14 protein-coding genes are annotated in these 21,589 nt (G+C 65.5%); 9 read left to right on the top strand and 5 right to left on the bottom strand.

Going from position 1 to position 21,589, the window contains the following annotated elements; translation table 11 throughout:
* Positions 1 to 30: 30 nt before the first annotated feature.
* Positions 31 to 780 carry an electron transfer flavoprotein subunit beta/FixA family protein gene (locus tag C3F36_RS20390; protein ID WP_180344810.1) on the bottom strand — a complete coding sequence of 250 codons (750 nt, stop codon included), beginning with the start codon at positions 778 to 780 and terminating at the stop codon, positions 31 to 33.
* 126 nt (positions 781 to 906) lie between these two features.
* Here C3F36_RS20390 and C3F36_RS20385 point away from each other — a divergent pair, with 126 nt between their 5' ends.
* The 3 genes from C3F36_RS20385 (at position 907) to C3F36_RS20375 (ending at position 4,519) form a co-directional block, all read left to right on the top strand.
* Positions 907 to 2,550 (top strand): electron transfer flavoprotein-ubiquinone oxidoreductase, encoded by a 1,644-nt coding sequence (locus C3F36_RS20385; protein WP_104455807.1) that lies wholly within the window; start codon positions 907 to 909, stop codon positions 2,548 to 2,550.
* A gap of 415 nt (positions 2,551 to 2,965) precedes the next feature.
* Positions 2,966 to 3,913, top strand: a complete 948-nt coding sequence (gene corA, locus C3F36_RS20380; RefSeq protein ID WP_005301617.1) for a magnesium/cobalt transporter CorA — start codon at positions 2,966 to 2,968, stop codon at positions 3,911 to 3,913.
* 144 nt (positions 3,914 to 4,057) lie between these two features.
* Positions 4,058 to 4,519 (top strand): DUF2919 domain-containing protein, encoded by a 462-nt coding sequence (locus C3F36_RS20375; RefSeq protein ID WP_045524977.1) that lies wholly within the window; start codon positions 4,058 to 4,060, stop codon positions 4,517 to 4,519.
* Positions 4,520 to 4,528: 9 nt separating this feature from the next.
* Here the strand turns inward: C3F36_RS20375 and C3F36_RS20370 are convergent, their stop codons facing one another.
* Complete coding sequence (locus tag C3F36_RS20370; protein WP_069784851.1) at positions 4,529 to 5,278, bottom strand: hypothetical protein; 750 nt, start codon at positions 5,276 to 5,278, stop codon at positions 4,529 to 4,531.
* Between the two features lie 215 nt (positions 5,279 to 5,493).
* Between C3F36_RS20370 and C3F36_RS20365 the strand changes: the two genes are divergently transcribed.
* The 5 genes from C3F36_RS20365 to C3F36_RS20345 all read left to right on the top strand — a co-directional run bounded on the left by C3F36_RS20365 (position 5,494) and on the right by C3F36_RS20345 (position 11,782).
* The gene (locus C3F36_RS20365; RefSeq protein ID WP_104455806.1) at positions 5,494 to 6,729 is read left to right on the top strand and encodes an MFS transporter; all 1,236 of its coding nucleotides are present in this window, start codon (positions 5,494 to 5,496) and stop codon (positions 6,727 to 6,729) included.
* 60 nt (positions 6,730 to 6,789) lie between these two features.
* On the top strand, positions 6,790 to 8,763 hold the full coding sequence (locus C3F36_RS20360; protein WP_042017256.1) for a siderophore amonabactin TonB-dependent receptor: 1,974 nt from the start codon (positions 6,790 to 6,792) through the stop codon (positions 8,761 to 8,763).
* 78 nt (positions 8,764 to 8,841) lie between these two features.
* Positions 8,842 to 9,858, top strand: coding sequence for an amonabactin ABC transporter permease subunit 2 (locus tag C3F36_RS20355; protein ID WP_010674444.1), 1,017 nt, complete (start codon positions 8,842 to 8,844; stop codon positions 9,856 to 9,858).
* 12 nt (positions 9,859 to 9,870) lie between these two features.
* Positions 9,871 to 10,920: an amonabactin ABC transporter permease subunit 1 gene (locus tag C3F36_RS20350; protein WP_104455805.1), complete on the top strand. Its 1,050-nt coding sequence runs from the start codon at positions 9,871 to 9,873 to the stop codon at positions 10,918 to 10,920.
* A 43-nt stretch (positions 10,921 to 10,963) separates the two neighbouring features.
* Positions 10,964 to 11,782, top strand: a complete 819-nt coding sequence (locus C3F36_RS20345; protein WP_010674442.1) for an amonabactin ABC transporter ATP-binding protein — start codon at positions 10,964 to 10,966, stop codon at positions 11,780 to 11,782.
* Positions 11,783 to 11,872: 90 nt separating this feature from the next.
* Here the strand turns inward: C3F36_RS20345 and C3F36_RS20340 are convergent, their stop codons facing one another.
* The gene (locus tag C3F36_RS20340) at positions 11,873 to 12,604 is read right to left on the bottom strand and encodes a 4'-phosphopantetheinyl transferase family protein (RefSeq protein WP_104455804.1); all 732 of its coding nucleotides are present in this window, start codon (positions 12,602 to 12,604) and stop codon (positions 11,873 to 11,875) included.
* 185 nt (positions 12,605 to 12,789) lie between these two features.
* Here C3F36_RS20340 and C3F36_RS20335 point away from each other — a divergent pair, with 185 nt between their 5' ends.
* Positions 12,790 to 13,728 carry an ABC transporter substrate-binding protein gene (locus C3F36_RS20335; protein ID WP_104455803.1) on the top strand — a complete coding sequence of 313 codons (939 nt, stop codon included), beginning with the start codon at positions 12,790 to 12,792 and terminating at the stop codon, positions 13,726 to 13,728.
* Between the two features lie 75 nt (positions 13,729 to 13,803).
* Here the strand turns inward: C3F36_RS20335 and amoH are convergent, their stop codons facing one another.
* Together amoH and amoG are read right to left on the bottom strand one after the other, a co-directional pair.
* On the bottom strand, positions 13,804 to 15,327 hold the full coding sequence (gene amoH, locus C3F36_RS20330) for an amonabactin biosynthesis glycine adenylation protein AmoH (RefSeq protein ID WP_104455802.1): 1,524 nt from the start codon (positions 15,325 to 15,327) through the stop codon (positions 13,804 to 13,806).
* The gene (gene amoG / locus C3F36_RS20325) at positions 15,324 to 21,584 is read right to left on the bottom strand and encodes an amonabactin biosynthesis non-ribosomal peptide synthetase AmoG (protein WP_104455801.1); all 6,261 of its coding nucleotides are present in this window, start codon (positions 21,582 to 21,584) and stop codon (positions 15,324 to 15,326) included. Before amoG ends, amoH begins: the two co-directional genes overlap by 4 nt.
* Positions 21,585 to 21,589: the final 5 nt, after the last annotated feature.

Here is a 21,589-nt window from a genome sequence, read left to right as displayed (position 1 = left end):
CGGGAGGCATCCCTCTCATGCCCCTGCCCATCAGAGCACCCGGGCTTCGTGCTTGAGCTTGTCCAGCAGCTCGTCCACCGAGCCCACCCTGATGCCGGCGCTGCGCACCGGTGGCGCCATCACTCCGAGCTGCCGTGTCTGGTCGGCCGGCACCACCCCGAGGGCGGCGAACGGCTGGCTCTCCAGCGGCTTGCGCTTGGCCTTCATGATGTTGGGGAGGGAGGCGAAGCGCGGCTCGTTGAGGCGCAAGTCCACGGTCACCACGGCGGGCAGCGCCATGCCGAGGGTCTCGAGGCCACCGTCTATCTCGCGGGTCACCTGCAATTCCCCCTCCACCAGCCTGATGGCGGAGGCGAAAGTGGCAAGCGGCCAGTCATTGAGGGCGGCGAGCATCTGCCCTACCTGATTGTTGTCAGAATCGATGGACTGTTTGCCGAGCAGCACCAGGTCGGGCTGCTCCTGCCCGCACACCGTTTGCAGGGCCCGGGCCACGGTGAGCGGGGTCAGGGTCTCGCCGGTAACATAGTGCAGCGCCCGATCCGCCCCCAGCGCCAGGGCATGGCGCAACTGCTCGGCCGCCGCCTCGGGGCCGAAGGTCACCACCACCAGCTCGGATGCCACGCCGGCTTCCCGCAGCCTGACCCCCTCCTCCACCGCGATTTCACAAAACGGGTTGATCCCCATCTTCACATTGGCGAGCTCCACATCGGAGCCATCCCCCTTGACCCGGATCCTGACGTTGTAATCAACGACCCGTTTGACTGCGACCAGCAGCTTCATGGCGGTCATCCCTCATACCTGTTGTGTGGGTCCACCTTGTCGTCACTCACTTTTCTGCTGACAAAGTGATTTACGTTTACGTAAACTACCAGCACTACCCTAGGCCAAGTCGAGCGCAGAGGCAAGATGGAACGCGAAGCAATGGAATTTGATGTCGTCATCGTCGGTGGCGGCCCGGCAGGCCTGAGCGCCGCCATCGCATTGAAGCAGCAGGCCCCGGCCCTCTCGGTCTGCCTGCTGGAGAAGGGTGCCGAGATCGGCGCCCACCTGATCTCCGGCGCCCTGCTCGATCCCGTCGCCCTCAGGGAGCTGCTGCCAGAGAGCTGGCAGGAGGCCCCCCTCGGCGTACCGGTGACGGATGATCAGGTCCATCTGCTGCAAAGCGACAGCCGCTCCCTGCAACTGCCCCACTGGGCGGTGCCACCCCGCATGCACAACGACGGTAGCCACATCATCAGCCTCGGCACCCTCTGCCGCTGGCTCGGCAAGCAGGCCGAGGCCCTCGGTGTCGAGATCTACCCGGGCTTTGCGGCGAGCACCCTCATCGTGGAGGAGGGCCGGGTTCGCGGTGTGGTGACCGGCGACCTTGGTCTCGACAAGGAGGGCAACCCCAAGCCGGATCACGTGCCCGGCATGGCCCTGTATGGCCGCTATACCCTGTTTGCCGAAGGGGCGCGCGGCCACCTCGGCAAACAGCTGATCGCCCGATTCCATCTGGAAAATACTGCCCAGCCGCAGCATTACGCCATCGGCTTCAAGGAGCTGTGGCAGCTCCCTCCCGGCCAGGGCAAACCGGGCCGAGTGCTGCACGGCAGCGGCTGGCCCCTTGGTGAGGGAAAGGGCAACAAGAGTCAGGGGGGCTTTTATCTCTATCATCTGGCCCTGGATCAAGTGGCAGTCGGCCTTATCGTCGATCTCAACTACCAGAATCCCTGGCTCAGCCCCTTCGACGAATTCCAGCGTCTCAAGCACCACCCCCTCATCGCGGCAACGTTGCAGGGGGGCGAGCGCATCAGCTACGGCGCACGGGCCATCACCAAGGGGGGCTGGCACTCATTGCCGCGCATGCACTTTCCGGGCGGCCTGCTCATCGGCTGTGATGCGGGCACCCTGGACTTCTCCCGCATCAAGGGGATCCACACCGCCATGAAGTCAGGCATGGTGGCCGCCGCGACGGTCGCTATGGCACTGCGAGGAGGGGATGAAGGGGGACGGGATCTGGCCGAGTTTCAGGACGCGCTGCAGCAAAGCTGGCTGACCCGGGAACTGAAGAGGGCCCGCAACGTTGGGGCCGCACTGCACCGCTTCGGCCCCTGGCTCGGCGGCGCCTTCAACTGGCTGGAGCAGCGACTCTTTGCCTTGACCTCTCCTTTTACTCTGCTGGACAAGGAGCCGGATTACCGCCAGCTGCGCCTGGCCAGCCGTTGCCAGCCCATCGACTACCCCAAACCCGACGGCAAGCTCAGCTTCGACAAGCTCTCCTCCGTCTATCTGGCCAGCACCAGCCACGACGAGGATCAACCCTGTCACCTGACCCTTCAGGACGCGCGCATTCCGGTCGAGGTCAACCTGCCCACCTGGGCCGAACCCGCCCAGCGCTACTGCCCGGCGGGGGTGTTCGAGATCCTTGATGGGGATACCCGGCCAAGGCTGCAGATCAACGCTGCCAACTGCATTCACTGCAAAACCTGCGACATCAAGGATCCCAGCCAGAATATCGTCTGGACGCCGCCCCAGGGCGGCTCGGGCCCCAACTATCCCAATATGTAACAGGCTTGCCCACGCAAACCAGAGCAGATAACAAGGAGACGCAGCCCCGGAACACCGCACGGAGACCGTTTCCTGCGCTTGGCCGGGGGCTGTCGCAGGGCGACCAGCAACCCGTCATTCCCGCCGGTGAGCCCGGGCCCTCCTCCACTCCAGGGCGAACAAAGGAGGTGACGTCGGGATCGCCCGTTTCGAGGTCGGCGTGGCTGATCCGACCCCGCCGCTTTTTTGAGCGAACAGGCTGAACCCCTGATGAATAGGCCCTGACAAGCGGGTCCCGCCCCTGTATAGTTCGCCGCATTCAGGTTGTCCATCGGCCTCGTTATGCTATTTCATGGGATCGCTTTCCGTGCGATCTAAGGCCGCATGAACCTGTGCAACCATCCCTGATTACCCATGACTTCTTAAGGGGGGACAGATGATCACCGCCTACATTCTCAACAACAAGGTGCTGGACATAGTCACACTCGGGCCGGATGACATCGTTCCCGACAACACCGTCTGGCTGGATGCCTACAAGCCGGACACTGCGGAGCGAGAATGGTTGACGGGCCTGTTCCTGGAGGAGGTGCCGGACAAGGAGGAGCTCGATGACATCGAGGCATCCGCCCGCTTCTACTGGGACACCGACGGTCTGCACATCCACTCCCTGTTTCCCCAGCGCATCGGTCGCGACACCAAGGGTGTGCACGTCTCTTTTACCCTGCGCAACAACCTGCTGATCAGCATCCGCGAGGATGACATCGGCCTGGTGCGTCTGCTGCGCCACTACATGCGTCAGGACAGGCTGGAGGTCGAAGACGCCCTCGACATCCTGCTGGAGGTGCAGAACCTCAAGGTGGAGTACCTCTCAGACCTGATCGAGGATGGCTACAAGACCCTGGAGAACACCGCCGATCAGATCTTCGAGCCGGACCAGATCAACCCCATGCTCAAGGAGCTGATGGCCCAGGAAGAGGCCAACGGCCAGATCCGTCTCTCCCTGCACGATACCCGCCGCGCCCTGCGCTTCCTCAAACGCAGTTTGCGCCAGCGCATGACGGGGGAGCAGAACAAGTGGATCGACGAGATGCTGCACGACGTGGAATCCCTGCTGCCCCATACCCAGTTCCTGTTCGACAAGATCAACTTCCAGCTGGAGGCCTCCATGGGGGTGACCAATCTGGAGCAGAACAAGGTGATCAAGATCTTCTCGGTAGCCGCGGTGATCTTCCTGCCGCCGACGCTTATCGCCAGCATCTACGGCATGAACTTTGGCCGCATGCCGGAGCTCGCCTGGGAATACGGCTACCCCCTCTCCCTGGTGCTGATGGTGATGTCATCGCTGGGCACCGGTCTCTTCTTCAAGAGAAAAGGCTGGCTGTGACGCCGGAACCCGGCAACTAAAGACTGCGGATTGGGGGGCCTGGCCCCCCGATTAATTCCCGGCCGTTGCCGGCCTTGCAATGGCCTGCCCTGTGCCCCATATCCCCTTCATCACTCGCACTGCATGAATGGATACCGGTCCACCATGACCCTCTACCCCGAACACCGTTACGACGATCACGGCCAGTTGCGCCCCCCGCTCTGGTTCTGGCCCATCGCCCTCTTGCTGACCCGCTCGGTCTGGCTGTTTCTGATGGCGGGGGTCACCCGGGAGAGTGGCAGCGCCATCCTGACCCTCTTCTACCCGGACAAGCTCACCCTCTATGTCAGCCTGCTGACGGACGTACCCGCCATGCTGGCGCTGCTCGCCTGCGGCGGCACCCATCGCCAGACCCACAGTGCCAGAGCCTGGCTCAGACGCCACAGCCGCGCCCTGCTGCTTTGCTCCACCGCGAGCGGCCTGGTCATGCAGTTGCACAGCCTCAATCTGCAGCAGTGGTCGTTCAACTGGCCCACCGCCCTGGTGCTCATCGCCAGCCTCTGGGCGCTCTGGTATCTGCTGAGAAGCCGCCAGTTGCGGGATTACGCTCTGGATCAGCCCCACTGACAGGCTGGTTCACTGGCGCGTGACCCGGATCTGCAGAGTCTGGCGTTCGCTGCCGCTGGCCCCGCCCATGCCTGATGGATTGGCGATCGCGGCCTCCCGGCTGCCTTGGGTTGTGGAGAGCTCCCCCACCGTCAGCCACTGGCCCGGGGCGCCGCTCACCTCGGTGGCACTCTGGCCGGTGTGTATGTTGCCTCGCTCCACTCTTACCTGTTCACTGCTGAGGGCCACCTGCACCCTGTCCCCTATCAGGGTCGCGGTGGCGTAGAGACCGTTCATCAGCGGCATCATGCCCACCACCCTTCCCCCCTGCCACTGGTAAAAGGTGACCGGCTGATAGGACCCCATCTGCAACAACACGGGCCGTCCGGAGAGGCCACGCACCTGCCAGTTGTCACTCTGGCTGCGTTCATAGTGCCGGGCATCCCCCTCCAGCAGCCACTGCCGTTTGGCATCCAGGCCCAGCCCCACTCCGGCCTGCTGACGGCTGGAGGCGCCATCCACCCGCCACTCGATGAGCAGGCTTTGGGGCGGCTGGTTCACTTGCGCCAGGGTACGCTCGGCCTCCTGCAACTGGGCGGGGGTTCCGCTCAGTACCAGCTGGTTGCCCATGGCGCTCACCCCGAGATCCGGGTAGATCTCCTTGAGCGTCTGCACCGCGGCATCCGCCTCGAATACCGGTATGACCTTCACTTCGGCCCTCAGGGGCAATGCCAGCAACAGGCAGCACCCCAGCCCCCAATACCCTGATCCAGCGCGCATCTTCTCCTCCCGGCGTTCACCGCCACCCTCTCGCTTCCTGCCATCATGGTCCATGGCGCCCCGATTGCAACGGGCCTGGTATGCAACCCCATACAGAGGCACCTGATAAAGACTCGTTAAGATACCAATCAATACAAATAAAAATGGTTATCATTTGTTGTCACAACAAAAACCCTCGGATACAATTCGGACTCATTTTTTCGAGTCAGCCTCTGATGAAGCCAGAATCCGTCGCATCCACCCCTGCCGCCATCCACCTGGCGCTGCTCATCAACATGCTCTCCATGGGCTGCATGATGATGGTGATGCCCCTTGGCCCGGAACTGGTAACCCGCCTGGGGATGCTGCCGGAGCAGACAGGTTACTTCAGCGGCGGCGCCACCCTGGGCGCCGCTCTGCTGGGCCTCCTGGCCGCCCCCTGGCTCGATCGGGTCAACCGCAAACCCGCTCTGCTGGTACTGCTGGTCCTGCGCTTCCTGCTCTTGATGGCTTGCGCCCTGGCCGAGGATAGCCAGACACTGCTGCTGCTTTTCATCCTGTCCGGCTGCGTGGCCGGCCCCCTGGGGGCCATCCTGATGGCGGCGGTGCTGGATCTGGTACCGCCCGCCGAGCGGGGCCGCCGTCTCGCCTACGTGGGCATGGCGTTTTCCCTGGCCGCCATTCTGATCGTGCCCGCGGCCCTCGTGCTGGCTCAGTGGTCTGGCTGGCAGAGCCCCTTCCTCTTGTTTGGTGCAGGGGGCCTGCTGCTGGCCCTGCTGTGTGCCATCTGGCTGCCGTCCCTGCCGGTCAACCGGGCCCCGGCAGGCCAGGGGATGCGCCAGTTGCTGGGGTCACCGCTCTGCCAGGGAGCCCTCTTCATCCTCTGCCTGCAGATGTTCGGCCACTTCCTGCTCATTCCGCACTTTGCCAACTACTTCCAGTTCAACCTGGGTTTCCCACGCGAGCAGATCGCCAGCCTCTATCTGTGCGGCGGCCTTGCCAGCATGGCCACCATGCGCCTGTGCGGCGGCTGGATCGATCAGGGCCGCGCCCAGGGCGCCATCCTGCTCACCAGCCTGGCCCTGGCCCTGATCACCCTGGTGGGCTTTGCCTTGCCAGCAGGCCTGCCTCTCTATCTGCTGTTCACCCTCTTCATGGCCCTGAGCTCCGCCCGTGCCAGCACCACCCTCGCGGTCACGGCGGCCATTCCGGCCCCCCATCAGCGCGCCGCCTTCATGTCTTTCCAGGGCTCGGTCACCAATGTGGCGGCGGGCCTCGGCAGCCTGTTCTCCGCCAGATATCTGGTCTCCGACGAGGGGGGCGCACTGCACGGTTTCCCCACCCTGGCCTGGATCAACATTGCGTGCACCCTGGTGGCCTGCGCCGGTGTCTGGTTCCTCATCCGGAGCCTGAAGAGCACAAGAGATAACAATAATCCTGCCTCTGGCACCGCCAGACAAGGAAGTCAGTGAGCACCGGATCAGAAGAATCCGGACCCCATAACCTCAGTTATATCCATGGAGTTTTTGACAATGCAGTTGCAGCACGGCCTCTTTAAACTGAACCCCATTCTGCTCTCCCTTGGTCTGCTGGCCGTACCGGGCCTGGCCCAGGCCGAGTCCGTCAAGGCCAACGAGACGGTGGTGGTCACCGCCACCCAGACCAAGCACACCGAGCTGACCGCCCCGGCCAGCGTCTCCGTGGTCACCCGCGCCGATCTGGACAAGATGAACGTCAACAACATCGGCGATGCCCTCAAGCACGTGCCCGGTGTCAACATCATCGGCACCAACCCCACGGGTCGCAACGAGATCAAGATCCGCGGCATGGGCGGTGACTACACCCTGCTGCTGGTCAACGGCAAGCGGGTCAACGCCCGCGAGACCCTGGGCAGCTCCTTTGGCAACGACTTCGACCTGAGCTCCATCCCCATGGCCGCCATCGAGCGCATCGAAGTGATCCGCGGTCCCGTCTCCTCCCTGTACGGGGCCGATGCCCTCGGCGGCGTGGTCAACGTGATCCTGCGCCAGGCCAAGGAGAACACCGAAGCGGCCGTCGGCTACACCCACACCATGCCCACCAAGGGGGATGGCGGGGATGCCAACCAGGGTAGCGCCTTCGTCTCCGGCGCCCTGATCGACAACAAGCTGCTGGGCAGCGTGGTGGTGGAAGGCTATCAGCGGGATCGCTGGAAGAGCGATCAGTCCAATAACCCGGATGCCGACGCCCTGGAGAAACGGGAAGTGGTCAACGTGCTCTCCAGCCTGAAGTGGCTGGTGGCCGACAACCAGGACATCGACTTCGATCTGGGTTACAACCAGAACGACATGGACAGCTACTTCAACAACGTGCCCCGTGCCCCGACCGCACCGGCCACCCCCCACAACGTGCAGAAACTCGATCGCCTGAGCCTGGGGCTGACCCATAACGGCCGTTGGGAACACTTCGACAGCCGCGCTCGTTACTACTTCGAGCAGACCGATCTGATGGATGACTCCCAGCTCAACGGTGGTGCCGCCGACATCACCCAGACCAACAACACGGTGGATGGCCAGTTGAGCGGCTACCTCGGGGATCACCTGCTGACCTCGGGTGCAGAGTTCCGCAAGACCGAGCTGGAGCACAGCCGCAGCATCCAGAACGGCAGCGTGGATGCGAGCCAGAGCGCTCTCTACCTGCAAGACGAGTTCGGCTTTGGGGATCTGGCCCTGACGCTCTCCGGCCGTCTGGATCACCACGAGACCTATGGCAACGAGTTCAGCCCCCGTGCCTACGCCCTCTACTCCCTGAGTGACGAGTGGGTGATCAAGGGCGGCGCCGGCAAGGCGTTCAAGGCCCCGACCCTGGCCCAGTCCAGCGAAGGGTTCGCCACCACCGCCTGCCGCGGCGCCTGCAAGGTGATAGGCAACCCGGATCTGAAGCCGGAAACCTCCGTCAGCTACGAGCTTGGCACCGCCTACAACGCCGATCGCTTCGGTGCAGGCGTGACCGGCTTCCACAACGAGATCGAGGATCTGATCCAGAGCGATCAGTGGGGCCCGGGCTACCGTCCGACCGTCATGACCTACCTCAACGTCAAGAAGGCCCGCATCAAGGGGCTGGAGCTGACCGGCTGGTTCGACGTGCTGGACAACGTGCAGCTGACCGGCAACCTGACCCTGCTGGACTCCGAAGACAAGAGCACGGGTGACGATCTGGCCAAGACCCCGGATCACACCGGCAACATCGGCCTGGACTGGAAGGCGAGCGACGTCGTCAGCGCCAACCTGGCCTGGCAGTATGTCGGCAGCCAGGTGATCAAGGTGCCGGCCCGCAACGCCCAGGCATTCACCTCCAAGCACTACCAGACCCTGGACGTGAACACCAAGTGGACCGTCACGCCGGCCCTGGACTTCAAGCTCGGCATCACCAACCTCACCAACACCCAGCGTGACGAGGTGGCGACCGACGCCGACTTCATCCTGGAAGGTCGCACCGTCTACGCAGGGGTCGATTACAAGCTGTAATCCATCCTGTATGCGGGAGCCCCGGTCGCGGGGCTCCCTTTTTGCGTTTCTGCCTCCCCGAATTCAAGGAGTCATTGAGTGCTCAGATACCAAGCTCGGCTGTTCTGGCTCGGCGTGCTGCTCCTCTTCCTGCTGATTTGTCTGTCACTGGCCACCGGGGCCGGTGTCTATGGTGGCCGCGAGGTCGCCGGTTTCCTGATGGGCGATCCCGCCTTCGTGGCCGATGAAAAGCTCGCCATGATAGTCCATACCCTGCGCCTGCCCCGTACCCTGGCAGCCCTGGTGGTGGGGGCATCACTCTCCCTGGCGGCTTCCATGCTGCAAAGTGCCACCCGCAACCCCCTGGCCGAACCCGGCCTGCTCGGGGTCAATGCCGGCGCCGTCTTTGCCCTGGTGATCGGCCTCACCTGGTTTGGCGTCGAATCCGCCTACGGGTATCTGCTCTGGTCCGGCATGGGGGCCCTGCTCGGCAACCTCATCGTGCTGGGCCTCGGCCTCATGGTGGGGCGCTCCAACCCCCTCAAGCTCATCCTGGTAGGAGTCGCCCTCTCCGCCACCTTCGGCGGTCTTTCCAACTTCCTGTTGCTCTCCAACCGGGTGGTGCTGGAGCAGTTCCGCTTCTGGAACTTAGGGTCCCTTGCCGCCTCCAGTCTGGAAGCGGTACTCACCGTGGTCCCCTTCGCCCTGGCCGCCCTGCTGCTGACCCTGGCGCTCTGTCGCCCTCTCACCCTGATGCAGATGGGGGATCACCAGTCCAGGGCCCTCGGCATCCGCCCCACCCGGGTGCGGATCGGCGTGCTCTTGGCCGCAACGCTCTTCACCGCCTGCGCCATCGCCATCGCCGGTCCCATCGGCTTTGTCGGCTTCCTCGCCGCCTACTGCGCCCGCCTGGTGGAGCCGGTTCGCCTCGCCATCCAGGTGCGCTTCTCTGCCCTGTTCGGGGTGCTCTTTCTGCTCGGTGCCGATGTGCTGGCCCGCTGGCTTATCCAGCCCTACGAGCTGCCCAACGGCGTCATTCTGGCGCTCATCGGGGCGCCTGTGCTCATCCTGGTGGTGCGCAGCGGCGGCTTCCGCTCCCTGCTGGCCGTCAAATAAGGTGCCACGCCCATGAAGAACTCTCTCTCACTCCCGAGCGGCACCCTCTGCCTTCGCCTTGGCAGCCGCACCCTGTTGCTGCACCGCCGCGCCTGGCTCATCACCCTGTGGCTCCTGGTCACCCTCACTCTGCTCTCCCTGCTGGCCCTCACCCTGGGTTCCGGCAAGATCACCATGATGGGGGTGATCCAGACCCTGCTCGGGGAGGGAAGCCGACTCGATCAGGTGACCGTCTTCAAGATCCGACTGCCGCGCCTGTTGGCGGTGCTGGTGGCCGGCGCCGCCATGGGACTCTCGGGCTGCCTGGTGCAGACCCTGGTGCGCAACCGCCTCGCCACCCCGGACATGATCGGGGTCAACGAGGGGGCATCCCTGGCCATCATCATCTTCTCCCTCTATCTGACGCTGGGCACCTGGCCCTGGTGGGCCGCCCCCTTCGGCGCCCTGTTTGCCGCCGTCGTGCTTTATGCCCTGTGCAACAAGCCGGGGGAGCAGGGCTACCTGTTCGTGGTGATCGGCATCGGGGTCTCGGAGCTGATGAACGCCCTCGGCCAGTTCGTCATGTCCACTCAGTCCCTGGTGCACCTCACCAGCCTCTATCTGTGGAACATGGGCAACTTCGTCGGTCAGGGCTATGGCACCTTGCTGCCGGTGAGCCTGCTGCTCCTGCTCATCTGCCCCTGGACCGTCTGTCTCTCCCGCTCCCTCGGTGTGCTGCGCCTGGGACCGGTCACCGCCCGTACTCTCGGGGTCAACGTGAACCGGGTGCAGCTGGGGGTGCTGGCCCAGGCCATCATCGTCGCAGCCCTTGGCACCGCCATCGGTGGCCCCGTGGTCTTCATCGCCATGGCGGCCCCCATCCTTGCCTCCTGGCTCAGCCGGGATCGCATCGTGCCGCTCTGGATTGCCGCCCTGTGCGGCGCCCTGATGCTGCTCGCAAGCGACACCCTGGTGCGGGTGCTGGCCAGCCCCCACGAGGTGGCCACCGGCATCATGACCCGCATTCTCGGCGGCCTGCTGCTGCTCTTCATCCTGCTCAAAGATCGCCAGAAGGCCGACTGACCATGGCATTCATCCATTTTCAATACAGACCGAGGGCCGCCCGATGACGCTCACCGTGAACCGACTCCAGTTCGGCTACCCGCAAAAGACCATCTTCAAGGAGATCTCCTTCTCCCTCCCCCGGGGCAAGCTGGTGGGGATCGTCGGCCCCAACGGCGGTGGCAAATCCACGCTGCTCAAGCTCCTTGCGGGACAGGAGCAACCCCGGTCCGGGGAGATCCTGCTCAAGGAGAAGCCACTCGGTGCCTATGGCGCCAAAGCCCTGGCTCGGGAACTCGCCTATCTGCCCCAGCGCCCCCTGGTCCCCCCCGGTATCCTGGTGGAGCAGCTGGTGCAATATGGCCGCCATCCCCATCAGGGCTGGTTCAATCAGTGGAGCGAGGAAGATGCCCGCATGGTGGACTGGGCCCGGGAGCGGATGCAGCTTGATGCCATCTGGCACCAGAGCGCCAGTTCGCTGTCCGGCGGTCAGGCCCAGCGGGTGTGGCTCGCCATGGTGCTGGCCCAGGATGCGGACATCATCTTGCTGGACGAGCCCACCAGCGCGCTGGACATCGGCCACCAGACCGAGGTGATGGAAGCCATCCATCGGGTCGCCGCCGAGGGCAAGACGGTGCTTATCGTCATCCACGATCTCGCCACCGCCGCCCGCTACTGTGACGAGCTGATTGCTCTGGGGGATGGCGCCATCCAGGCCATGGGCCCGGCCCGGGAGGTGGTGACCAAGCCCCTCATCGATCGCCTCTACCAGACCGATGTGGACATACTGCACGCCCCCGGCGACGGGGCCCCTGTCATCGTGCCCCGCCGACGGGCTGACGAAGTGCCTCGCCTGCGCGCCGACCATGGCGTGTCGGCCTGAGCCATACCCTGTGCCAGAGAAAGAAACCGCCTGATGGCGGTTTCTTTCTCTGGGCTTTGCGTTGGCGTTATCCGGGCGCTGGCATCGTGCTCACAGCAGCAAGACGGTGAGCACGCCCCCCGGCAGGGCTTGCCAGTGCAGGGTGGCGCGCCAGCCGGCTGGCAGGGTCGGCGTCAGCGGGCATTTGAGCTCCAGGGTGAGAGTCTGCGCCGTCATGGCGAGCCAGCGGGCATCGAGAAAGTCAAAGTAGCGCCCCACCCGGGAATAGAGCCCCTTGAAGAGGCTCTCCTTGGCGGAAAAAACCAGAGTCAGTCCCTCTGCCAGGCTCAGCTGGGCGTCGTGAGCCCCCGCCTCCAGCCGTCCCCACTCCTCCCCATCCATGATGCCGGGCCAGAGCTTCGCCCCTTGGTCGCCATCGAGCCAGGCCTCCAGATCCAGCCCGATTCCCTCCTGGCCCGGGCGCACCGCACACAGGGCCAGCCCCTGCCCCGCCAGCTGGCTGTGGCTGATGCTCCCCTCCACCCCTTCAGGCCAGAGTGGCTCCCGGGCAGCGCCGATGGCCACGCTGCATCCTGCAAGACCGAAGGGTCGCAGGGCCTCACGGGCTGCGAGACGCCCTGCCAGAAACTCCCCGAGGCGCCTGGGGGCAGCCCCCTGCAATGAAGCAGGCAGGATGATGCCCTGCGCCCCAAAGCACTCCGGCGAGAAGGCGGCGGGATCAAAACAGACCCGATGAAGAGGCAGCGTCTCAAGACCCGGCAGGCACAAGGTATCGAATTGACGGACAAAGGGTCCATCGAGTGAGGGACAACGAGGCAACATGAAAGGCTCCTGACAGGGGCCTGCGATGGTACCAAAGCAAGCCGAGGTCATGCCACAAATACAAATGACAACGTTTCTCACTTGCTTTGTGGTAGCATGTCCCCGCCCATTCGGGGCTGGCCGGGCGGCTCTCAGGCACTTTCCACAGACTCCGGCCCACCGATTTCACCCATAAGGATGTCACCATGAAGATCTTCTCCCCGCTGGCCACCTTGCTCATGCTGGCCAGCCTGACGGGCTTCCAAGCCCAGGCGGGCAGCCGCCAGGTCATCGATGCCAACGGCCAGCCCCAGAGCGTCCCCGATGCGCCCCGGCGAGTCGTCGTGTTGAGCGAACTCGATCTCGACAGCGCCCTGACTCTGGGGGTGCAGCCGGTAGGCACCGTCAATGGACGCGGCCAGTCCACCCTGCCCCGCTATCTGCTGGGCAAGGCGGGCAAGGAGATCGCCGTGGTCGGGGATCTGGACAACCCCAATCTGGAGACCCTCATCGATCTGGAGCCGGACCTCATCCTCACCGGCCAGACCAAGCCCGAGCTCCTGGCCCTGCTCAAGGAGATCGCCCCCACCGTCGTCACCGGCAACTGGGGCGAGCCCTGGAAAACCGTGTTCGACCGCAGTGCCGACGCGATGAACCGGGGGGCCGAGGCCAAGGCGTTCCTCACCCGGTATGAGGCTCGCCTGGCAGAGGCCCGCAGCAAGCTTGCACAGCATCAGGGGGAACAGATGAGCATAGTGCGCTGGAACCCCAAGGGGCCGAGCTACATGCACGGCGGCACCTTTGCCAGCAGCGTGGTCACCGAGATGGGGCTCACCCGACCCTCCCACCAGATTGGCGACAAGAGCCCCCACTCCCCGGCCCTGAGCCTCGAATCCCTCAACCTGCTGGACGGTGACTGGCTGGTGATCGGCACCCTCAGCACCAGCGGGGATGCGGTGGATGCCATGAAGCAGGCCGAGCAGACCCCGGCCTTCCAGCAGCTCGGCGCCATCAAGGGCAAGCGCTTCGGCGCCGTGGACGGGTCACTCTGGACCTCCACCGGCGGCCCCCAGGCGGCCCTCAAGGTGATCGACGACGTCGAGCGCCTGCTGACCAAACCGGATGCCGCCCCCATCGCTCACTAATCCCCCCTCGGTTGACGGCCAACAAGAAGCCCGCATGATGCGGGCTTCTTTTTATCCATGGCTCGGCAAGGCCGTCTACTCCGGCAATGGCAACGCCTTTCTGTCGAGCTTGCCGCTACCGGTCTTGGGCAGGGCATCCAGCAGGATAAGCCGCGCCGGCACCATGTAGTGAGGCAGCGTCGCCTGCAGCCCCTTGCGCAGGGCGAGGCGATTGAGCGTCACCCCGCTTTTCGCCTCCACGTAGCCCACCAGCATGGCCTCGTCCTCCTCACCCACCAGACGCACCGCCGCCTCCTGCACTCCGGCCTGGCGGCGCAGTCCCGCCTCCACCTCGCCGAGCTCGATGCGAAAACCCCGCAGCTTGACCTGATCGTCGCGCCGTCCCAGATAGAGGAAGCGGTCCGCCCCAAGGAGGCGCACCCGATCACCGGTGCGATAGAGGCGATGGGTGGCAAGGCGCAGGAAGGCGGCGCTGGTCAAGGCCGGCTTGCGCCAGTACCCCTCGCACAGGGCCGGGCTCTCGATGCAGAGCTCGCCGCACTCCCCCTCTGCCACCGGCTGCCCCGCCTCGTCCAGCACCCAGTGCCGATAGCCGGGCAGGCTGTGGCTGATGGTGATCTGACCATCGACCGGTGGCCAGCGCACCTCGCTCACCAGCGACCAGACGGTGGCCTCGGTCGGCCCGTAGCAGTTCCACAGCCGCCGGGTGCGGGCACAGAGCTGCTCGGCCAACCCTGAGTCCAGCGCCTCGCCGCCGCACAGGGCGGTGAGGGTATTGCGCCCCTGCCAGCCCGCTTTGAGCAGCATGCGCCAGCAGGCCGGGGTGGCCTGCAGCCAGTTGATGGAGGGGTCGGCCTCGACCAAGGCCTGCATCCCCAGCGAATCCTTGTTGTACTCGCCGCCGGCCACCGTGAGCCGGCCACCGCTCCAGAGCGGCCCCAGCATCTCCAGCAGGGAGATGTCGAAGGCCGGGGTGGTGATGAAGAGCCAGTGGCAGCTCGGTGAGAGCCCGAGCCGCTCGCGGATCCCGTCGAGGAAGCAGAGCAGGGCCCGCCGGCTGATGATCACCCCCTTGGGCTCGCCGGTGGAGCCCGAGGTGAATATCATGTAGGCAGCCAGGGCGTCATCCACCTGAGGCCAGGAGACGGGCCCTACCGCTGCCGGCCCATCGAGGGTGCGCAGCGGACAACCGAAGGCGGGAGCCGGTCTGTCACCGTCGCAGATCACCGCCGACAGGCGCGCCTGACGGGCGATCCCCTGCAGCCGCGCCACCGGAAAGTCCGGCTCAAGGGGCACGAAGGTGAGGCCAAGCCGCAGGCAGGCCAGCAGGCTGGCCACCAGATCGGGGCTGCGGGAGAGATAGAGGCCGACCCGCTCCCCCACCGCCAGCCCCTGCAATCGGGCGGCAATCTCGCCGACTCTGGCATTGAGCGCGCCGTAGCTGAGCCACTGCTCATCTGATCCGCCCATATGGATGGCGGGGGCCAGCGGGCTGGCGGCCAGACAAGCCGCCAGCCGCGCCCCCAGGTTGGCCGTCCCCTTGGGGGCGCCTCTCATGGGTGACACGGCCGGAGCCTTATGCTTGATGGTCATCGTCATAGCGCGGCCTCCGTTTGGCGCACCAGCCAGTGCCGATAGAGCCGGCTGGGGGATGGGTGGGCCTTGAGGGTCTGCAGGGTGAGCGGCGCCCGATCCTGCGCGAACGCCTCGTTGAGGGCCGCCAGCAGGGCGAGCTGCTGCACCGAATCCACCCCGAGTTCACACAGGGTCTGCTGCCAGATGCCGGGCACGCCGCACTGGCGCTCCCACAGGGCCACCAGCGCGCGGGCCTCGGCCGGCGGCTGAGCCAGGCTGGGCTCCGCCCTGGTGGCGACCACCTGCGGCATCACCGGGGGCTGTGCCGTCGCCACTCTGGCCGGTTGGCCCAGATCCGCCTGCGCCAGCCAGTCGAGCTCGGCCAGCCAGTCAGCCAGCACCGCCTCTGCCCGGGCCTCGGGGATCTGCTCGCCATCGAACTCGAGGCGCAACTGGAGCGTCTCACCCCGGCTGCTGACCACCAAGGAGAGCGGCAGCTCCACCTTCTCCACCACGGCGCCAAAGCGTGGCACCAGCTGGTGAGGTTCGGGGGCGACAGGGGCCGCCGGCATGGGATAGTTCTCGAACACGAACAGACTCTGGAACAGACGCGCCCGGCCTTTGGTCAGTGCCGCCAGCGACTGGGTGCCGTGCTCATTGAGTGCCATCAGGTCGGTCTGCAACAGGGCGATATGCTCGGCCAAGCTCAACTCGGTGCGCCACGCCAGGGCCAGTGGCAGGCTGTTGATATAGAGCCCGACGCTCGCGGTGATCCCCTCGATGGGGTAATCCCTACCCGGGGTCACGTTGCCCACCAGGGTGATGGCATCGCCAGAGCGGCGTGCCAGCAGACGGTGCCAGGCATATTGGGCCAACAGGCCCGCGGTCACGCCAAGGTCGCGGGCACGATGGGCGAGCAGGGTCGCCACCTCGGCCGGCAACGACGTGGCGCACACCGCCGGTCGCTGCTGGGTATGGCGCCCGCTTGAGCCCGCGTCCAGCGTCACCCCGAACAGGCAGGCGAGATCGTTGGGCGTTGCCAAGAGCTCGCCCCGCCCCTGCCAGTAGGCGTCGGCGCTGCGGGCTTGGCTGGCGATATGGCGGCCAAATTCGAGCCAGGCGGTATCCGGCTCGCGCTGCGGCAACAGGCCGTTCATCAGCGCCTGATAGCCGCGATGCAGGGAGCCCAGCAACACGGGACCGCTCCAGCCATCCAGCACGCCGTGATGGGCGCTGAAGATCACCTTGTGGTGATCGGGGGCCAATTTGAAACAGGCAAGGCGCAGCAGGGGGGCCTGCTCCAGCGGGATCGGGCGGGCCAGATCCTGCTCGCGGTATGCCTGGACCCGTGTCTCTGCATTTCCCACCTCGGACAAGTCCTCATAGTGGAATGGCAACTCGGCGTGCTTGAGAATGCGCTGCAGCGCCACCCCGTCCGCCAGTACCAGTTCGCTGCGAAGGGCCGGCCAGCGGGCAATCTGCCCCTGCCAGGCCTGACGGTAGACCGCCACGTCCAGCGGCTGGTGATAGTCGATTTCGGTCTGCAGGTGATAGGCGTGATCCCGGGGCAGCAGCGCCCTGTGATGGAACATGCTCTGCTGAAGCGAGGTCATGGGCAGCAGGGTCTCCACCTCGCGCCCGGCCAGCACCCGATCGAGCCCAGCTTGCGAGAGGTCAAGCCCCGGGAAGTCGCTCGGGGTATGGCGCGGCGCCTTCAGGTTGCAGCAGTGCTCCACCAGCGCCGTCAGGTTGTCCGCCAGCCGCGCCATCAGAGCGTCGCTCCCTTGCTGGTTGAGGGCGCCGACCTGGCGCAGGGTGAGGCGGCCATCAAACACGCCCCCGTGCAGGCTGACCAGCTCGCGCGGCAGGTTGTCAGGGGACGTAGGTGCCCCCGGCGCCAGCGGCAGGGGCTGCCAGGGCTGAGCGGCCTCGCCCTGATGGCTGACCCCCAGGTAGTTGAAGACGATCAGGGCTTCGGGCAGTGCCCAACCACGGGGGTGGTGCAGTCGCAGGGCGTTGAAGCCCACCCCCTTGTCCGGCACGGCGCGCAGCTGTTCCTTGGTGGCGCACACCAGCGCATCCCACTCCTTGGCATCCGCCAGCGCCAGCGGGTAGGTGCTGGTAAACCAGCCGAGGGTACGGCTCACGTCCAGTTCAGCATCGATGGCCTCGCGGCCGTGCCCTTCCAGCATCACGCAGTGACGGCTGCCGTAACCCAGCTCGCTCAGGGTACGGGTCAGGGCCGCCAGCAGCAGGTCGGGCACCCGGGTAAAGTAGGCCTGGTTGGCGGCGTCGATAAGACGAGCCGTGGTCTCCTGACTCAGTTGCAGCAGGCTGGCGGCGGCGCGGCCATCGGTGGCGCGCGCCGCTTCCAGCAGGTGACCCTGGCTGCCTTCCCCCTGAGCCAGCCAGAAGCCAAGCTGATCCTCTTCCCGTTTGGCGTAGGCCGCGAGCCCCTCACCCCACTGGCGATAGCTGCTGCCCTTGGCGGGCAGCGGCTCACCCCTGCTCACCCGGGCCAGATCCTCGGCCAGGATGCGCCAGGAGACCGCATCGATGACCAGGTGGTGGAAGGCAAGGAAGAGCCCCTCCACCGTCTCGCCCTCCCGATCCCCCTCCAAGGAGAGATTGCGCAGGCGGGCCCAGGCCAGGGTGTGGCCGCTGGCAGGATCCAGATCTCCCTGCAGCTCGGTCAGGCGGGCTTGCAGCTCAGCCTCATCGAGATTGGCGGCATCCAGGGTCGGCAGCGGCGGCAATGGCAGTTCGGCCAGGTAGCGCTGGCCGGTCGGGGTCACCGCCAGACGCAGGGCATCGTGGTGCTGGCGCAGGGCATTCAGCCAGCCGCGCAGGTCCTCATCGTCCACCCCGGCCGGCAGGCGCAGGATCACCCCCTGGTTCCAGTGACCGGATTTGGCAAAGCCCTGCTCGAAGAACCAGTGCTGGATGGGGTGGAGCGGGAACTCGCCCGTCAGGCTGCCCTGCTCGCTCCTGTGGCTGACCGCCTGCTGCTGGCCGAGCTGGCGGCAGAGGCGGCGCACCGTCTTGGCTTCGAACACGTCCTTCACGCTGCAGTGCAATCCCGCATCCCGCAACCGGGTGGTGAGTTGGATGCTGAGGATGGAGTCACCGCCCAACCGGAAGAAGTCATCCTCCACCCCGAGCGGTTGCTTGAGCACCCCTTGCCAGATGGCGAGCACGGTCTGCTCCAGTTCGTTTTGTGGCTCACCCTTGCTCTGCTGCCAGACGATGGCGGGCAGTCGGCGCAAGTCCAGCTTGCCGTTGGGGGTGAGCGGCATCTCGGGCAGCCAGCAGAGGCGCGCCGGCACCATGTATTCGGGCAGGCACTCGCCGGCCCGCTGTAGCAGGGCGTCGCCGTCGGGCTCCCTTGCCCCGGCCTGCAAACAGGCGTAAGCGAGCAGGCGCCCCTCCTGCACCACCACCTTGATCTGGCGAATGGCTGGGCACAATTCGGCAAGCCGGGTCTCTATCTCACCCGGCTCGATGCGATATCCGCGCAGCTTGATCTGCTCGTCTATCCGGCCCAGATACTGGATGTTGCCATCGCGGCGCAGCAGGGCCCGATCGCCGGTGCGATAGAGGCGATGGGTACGTTCCGCCAGCGCCAGCTCGATAAAGGCCTCCTGGGTGCGCGCCGGCAGATTGAGGTAGCCGCGGGCCAGCCCCAGCCCCGCCAGGCAGAGCTCGCCGGGCACTCCCACCGGGCAGGGGTTGCCCGCCTCGTCCAGGATCAGCGCCTTCAGGTGGTTGACGGGTCGACCGATTGTGATGGGCGCCCCCGGAGTGAGCCGCGCGCAGAGCGCGGTGACGGTGCACTCGGTCGGGCCGTACATGTTGAAGAGGGCCACCCGCTCCCCCCAACGCTCCACCAGGCTGCTCGGGCACGCTTCGCCGCCAAAGCCGATGGCCTTGAGGGAACCGAGATCCGCCGCTGGCAATAGATTCGCGAGCAGGGCGGTCGGCAAAATCATATGGCTGGCACCCCGAGCGATCGCGGCACTGATCACCCCCTCGCCCGGCTCGCCGAAGTGCAGGGCCGCGCCGCAGTAGAGCGGCAGCAGGGTGGTCATGTTGCCTGCATCGAACGAGAGGGACATGCAGTTGAACATGGCGCCACCCTTCCCAAGGGCGATGCGCTCGCCGTGATCCGCCATCAGGTTGACCAGGCTGCCCTGCTCCACCATGACCCCCTTGGGCAGGCCGGTGCTGCCGGAGGTGTAGATGATCTGGGCCAGCATGGCGGCGTCCCGGGGCAGTGCGGGTGTGCTGGTTGGCATCTTGTCCAGCGCCAGCCCGTGCAGATCGTGATATTCGGCAGTCGTGCCCGCCAGCGCCTCGTCAAGCCGTGGGTCCGGCACGCCCCCCAGCACCAGGCTGATGCCAGCGTCGGTGAGGATATGGGCCAGCCGCTCGGCGGGATAGGCAGGGTCGAGGGGCACATAAGCCGCCCCCGCCTTCCAGCAGGCGAGCAGGGCGATGACGAAGGCCACATCGCGCCTGGCCTGGATGCCGATGGCGGCGCCCGGGGTGACGCCCTGAGCCAGCAGCCAGTGGGCCAGCCGGTTGGCACGCGTTTCCAGCTCGCCATAGGTCAACGATTGCGCGCAGTCGCTGACCGCCAACGCGTCCGACAACTGAATAGCACGCCGCTCGATATGACAGAGCAGGGTGTCGCGGCTCGGGTAATCCGGCGGCAGATCGGCAAGCTCGGCGGCCAGCGCTGCCTGGTCGGTGCCCGCCTCCAGCGGCAACTGCCAGATGTCGGTCTCGGGGGCCGCCACCACGGCGCGCATCAGGTGCAGCAGGCGATCGGCGTAGGCCTGTATGGTCTCTCGCTCGAACAGGGCGGTGGCAAACAGCCAGTCCACTCTGACGGAGTCCATCAGCTCGGTCACCTTGACCGAGATGTCGGTCTTGGCCGGCAGCACCGGCGAGGTCTCCTCCACCAGCTGGCAGCCGGGGATGAGATCGTTGAAGTCCACCTTGGCCTGATAGACCAGCATGATCTGGAAGATGGGGTTGATGGCGGTGGTGCGATCGGCGCCGATGGCCTCGGCCAGCGCCTCGAAACGGTAGAGCTGGTGATCGAAGGCCGCCAGATCCTCCTCCCGGCACTGCTGCAGATAGTCGACAAAGCTGGGCTTGCCGCTGAGTTGAGTGCGCAGCACCAGGGTGTTGACGAAAAAGCCCACCAGCGACTCGATTTCGTGACGCTCGCGATAGGCAAGCGGGGTGCCGATCACCACCTCCTTCTCGCCGCTCTGGCGCAGCATCAGCAAGGCAAACAGGGCGTGCAGACCGATGAAGTTGGAGGTGCTGTGGCGCTGACAGAGGCGCTTGAAGCTTTCCCACAGATCGTTGTCAATGGTGGAGAAGACCAGCTCGCCGCCACTGTCCTGATGGGCCGGGCGCGGCTTGTCGAGCGGTAGACCGTGCACCTCGGGGCTGCCACCGAGCCGGTCGACCCAGAACGGCTTGAACTCGGCGTGATAATCGAGGAAACGGTCCGAGTTGAACCAGCGGGCATAATCGATGTAGGTGAGCGGAAGCTCGCTCACCTGCAGGGGCTCACGGTTCTGATGGGCAAGAAAGGCGCGCTTGAGATCCGCGAACATGTTCTTGACCGACCAGCCGTCGGAGATGATGTGGTGCTGGGTGATCAGCAGCACGTGCTCGTGGCTGCCGAGGCGGATCAGGTGCACCCGACTGAGATCCCCCTGGGTCAGGGAGAAGGGTCGGCCTATCTCCTCGCGTACCCGCCTGGCCACATAGGCCTCCCGCTCGGCTGCGGGCTCTGCGCTCACGTTCTCAATGTGCAACTTGAAGGGCGTATGGGGCAGGATCTCCTGGGCCCCCCTGCCCGCTTCGTCCTTGATGAAGCGGGTACGCATGCTGGGGTGGCGGGCAAACAGGTGGTCGAAGGCAAACTCCAGCGCCGCCGTGTCCAGCTCTCCCTTGACGCGAAAATAGACCGGCATGTTGTAGAGGTGGGAGGCCTCCTCGTACTGCTCGATAAACCAGAGCCCGCTCTGGGACGAGGAGAGCGGCCCCTGCCGGGCGCCCTCGGTGGCGATAGGTTCTTCGAAAGCGGCGCGGGCCGCCAGGCAGCGCACCTGCTCATCCTTGTGGGCCTTGATGGTGGCGCCGATGGCCGGTGTCACCGCCTCCTTGCTCGACTGGGAGATAAGCTGGCCTTTCTCGTTCAGCCCAAGCTTCACTCCCTGCCGTTCCAGCTGTTTCAACAGCAAAATCATATTGTTCATCTGTT

The organism is Aeromonas sp. ASNIH2, from assembly GCF_002934795.1.
GTDB classification, from domain to species: domain Bacteria; phylum Pseudomonadota; class Gammaproteobacteria; order Enterobacterales; family Aeromonadaceae; genus Aeromonas; species Aeromonas caviae.
This window is presented reverse-complemented; position numbering and strand designations above follow the sequence as displayed.